Annotated in this window: 2 protein-coding genes and 1 tRNA gene; 1 reads left to right on the top strand and 2 read right to left on the bottom strand. The window is 71.3% G+C overall.

Features of this window, described 5'->3' with window-relative positions; genetic code table 11:
- Positions 1-401, bottom strand: a 401-nt coding sequence (locus tag GA0115233_RS39870) for a DUF3662 domain-containing protein (protein ID WP_141689666.1), incomplete at its 3' end; no start/stop codon positions are given.
- Positions 402-851: 450 nt separating this feature from the next.
- On the opposite strand from GA0115233_RS39870, the gene GA0115233_RS39865 reads away from it, so the two are divergent.
- Positions 852-935: transfer RNA gene (locus tag GA0115233_RS39865), tRNA-Leu, on the top strand.
- 144 nt (positions 936-1079) lie between these two features.
- On the opposite strand, the gene GA0115233_RS39860 is transcribed toward GA0115233_RS39865, so the two are convergent.
- Positions 1080-2300: a beta-ketoacyl-[acyl-carrier-protein] synthase family protein gene (locus tag GA0115233_RS39860; protein WP_093725670.1), complete on the bottom strand. Its 1221-nt coding sequence runs from the start codon at positions 2298-2300 to the stop codon at positions 1080-1082.
- Positions 2301-2545 lie beyond the last annotated feature (245 nt).

Here is a 2545-nt window from a genome sequence, read left to right as displayed (position 1 = left end):
GCGGGGTGGCCGCTCTGCTGGTCGGTGGAGCCGGCCAGGGTGCGGCTGCGTACGCGGTAGAGCCCGGTGTCGAGGTCGTCGGCCTTCTCCAGGTGGACCTTGATCGGGCCCATGAAGCTGTAGCGCTGCTGCTTGGCGTAGTCGCGCACCATGCCCGCCAGCTCGTCGCCGAGCTGCCCGGAGTAGGGGCTCAGGCGCTCGTAGTCCGGGGCGCTGAGCTCCACGATGAAGTCATTGGGGACGACCGTGCGGTCGCGGTTCCAGATGGTGGCGTTGTTGTCGCACTCGCGCTGCAGTGCGCCCGCGATCTCCACGGGCTGGACCTCGGACTTGAACACCTTGGCGAAGGTGCCGTTGACCAAGCCTTCGAGACGCTGCTCGAACTTCTTCAGGACTCCCATGGGGCACCTCCTCCGTAGCTGCTTCTGTCTCTTACCTCGTACTGCTTACTGATCGTATCCACGCGCCGGTAAATCGGCTGGTTCCCCCTGTCGGCCCAGTCGACGGGTGTCGACGCCTGTCGAAGTTCCCTGTGGAGCCGCCCTTCGAACGCTTCTCGGCGGGTGCTCCTGCCAAGGATCGTAGAGGCGGCCGCAGACCAGTGTCCCGCACCTGACTGTGCACCCGGACCGGCTCCTGGGGAGACGGGGCCGACCGGTACGAGGTTGATACGTGAACAGACACACGCTGAGACGTGCGGGACGGCTTCGCGATGCGGTGCCTCCGGTTCCGGTGCAGGTGAGCGGCTGCCCCGGCGTAAGGGATGTGAATCCACCCCGTCCAGCGTGCTAATGTTCTGGGTGTCGGAAGGCGCCGGACCGCAAGGAACGGGGCCCGAGGACACACCCAATGCGCGGGTGGCGGAATAGGCAGACGCGCTGGATTCAGGTTCCAGTGCCCGCAAGGGCGTGGGGGTTCAACTCCCCCCTCGCGCACCGCTGAGAGGGCGGCATCGATCAGATGCCGCCCTTTCTCGTTGTCCATGGTGACTGTGACGGTTCTCTCGCCCGGTCCCCTCTCTCTCCTCACCCCCGGGCCCGCCCGCGTGTGAGGAAGCTCTCAGGTCATCGCCGTATCTCTCAGGCCCGCTTCATGACCAGGCTCACGTTGTGGCCGCCGAATCCGAAGGAGTTGGCGAGGGCGGCGTCCCAGGAGCCGGTGCGGTTCTCGCCGCGCACCACGTCCAGACGGACCTCGGGGTCCTGCTCGTCGAGGTTGCGGACCGCAGGGACCACCCCGTGGTGCAGCGAGAGCAGCGCGGACATGGCGCCGAAGGCTCCGGAGGCGCCCAGCATGTGGCCGGTCATGGACTTGGTGGCGGTGACCGCCGTCTCCTCGCCGACGACCTTCGTCAGCGCCTCCGCCTCCGCGATGTCCCCGCTCGGGGTGGAGGTGGCGTGCGCGTGGACGTGGCCGATGTCCCGGGGCTCGACGCCCGCGTCGGCCAGCGCCGTGCGCATGGCCTGTACCTGGCCCTCCGCGTCGGAGGCGGTGATGTGGTGCGCGCTGGAGTGCACGGCGGCGCCCGCGAGCGCGCCGTACACCCGTGCCCCGCGCGCCCGCGCGAAGTCGGCGCGCTCCAGGACGAACAGGGCGGCGCCCTCGGCGATCACGAAGCCGGAGCGGGCCGCGTCGAACGGGCGGGACACCGCCGCCGGGTCGCCCGCTTGTGTGGACAGGGCCTTCATCTGCGCGAACGCGGCGATCATGAACGGGTGCAGGGTGGCCTCGGTGCCGCCCGCGACGACGACATCGGCGCGGCCCGCCCGGATCAGGTCCAGGCCCAGCGCCAGCGACTCGGCACCGGACGCACAGGCGCTCACGGGGGCGCGGGCTCCGGCCCGGGCGCCCAGCTCCATGGAGACCCAGGCGGCCGGGCCGTTGGGCATCAGCATGGGCACCGCGTACGGGGACAGCCGCCGCATCCCGGAGGACTCGTAGAGGTCGTCCTGGCCGAGCGTGCTGAGGACGCCGCCGATGCCGGTGCCGACGACCACGGCGAGCCGCTCCGGCTCCACCTGCGGCACGCCCGCGTCCTGCCAGGCCTCGCGGGCGGCGACCACGGCCAGCTGCTCGCCCCGGTCCAGCTTGCGGGCCCGCGCCCGGCCGATCGATGCGGTGAGATCGGCCTCGACGGTCCCGGCGATACGCACCGGCAGCTCCTCGGGCCAGTCCGGGCCGAGGTCGCGGACACCGGAGCGTCCGGCCAGCAGGCCGGCCCAGGAGGAGTCGGCGGTCGCACCCAGGGGTGTCAGCGCGCCCACACCCGTCACCAGTACGTCGTCAGTGTGCGGGGCCATCTGTCGTCTCCTCGATCCGCGGGGCAGTCGTCGATACGTCCCTTCACCATGGCCCGGCCGGTGGCCGGGACGGCCCGTGGGGCGCGGACCGGCGAGAGACCGTGCGTGGATGTGGCACCGGGGTTGTGCTGGGCGGTCCGTGGGTTGCTCGGGTCCGTGCTGGGCTGTCGGTCTGCCCGGGGGCGTGCCGGGCGGGTGCGCGGTGCGCGACGGCGTACGTGCCGGGGTGGTGGTTGCGGCGGTCT

Source organism: Streptomyces sp. DI166, from assembly GCF_900091315.1.
In the GTDB taxonomy this organism is placed as follows: Bacteria; Actinomycetota; Actinomycetes; order Streptomycetales; family Streptomycetaceae; genus Streptomyces; species Streptomyces fuscus.
This window is presented reverse-complemented; position numbering and strand designations above follow the sequence as displayed.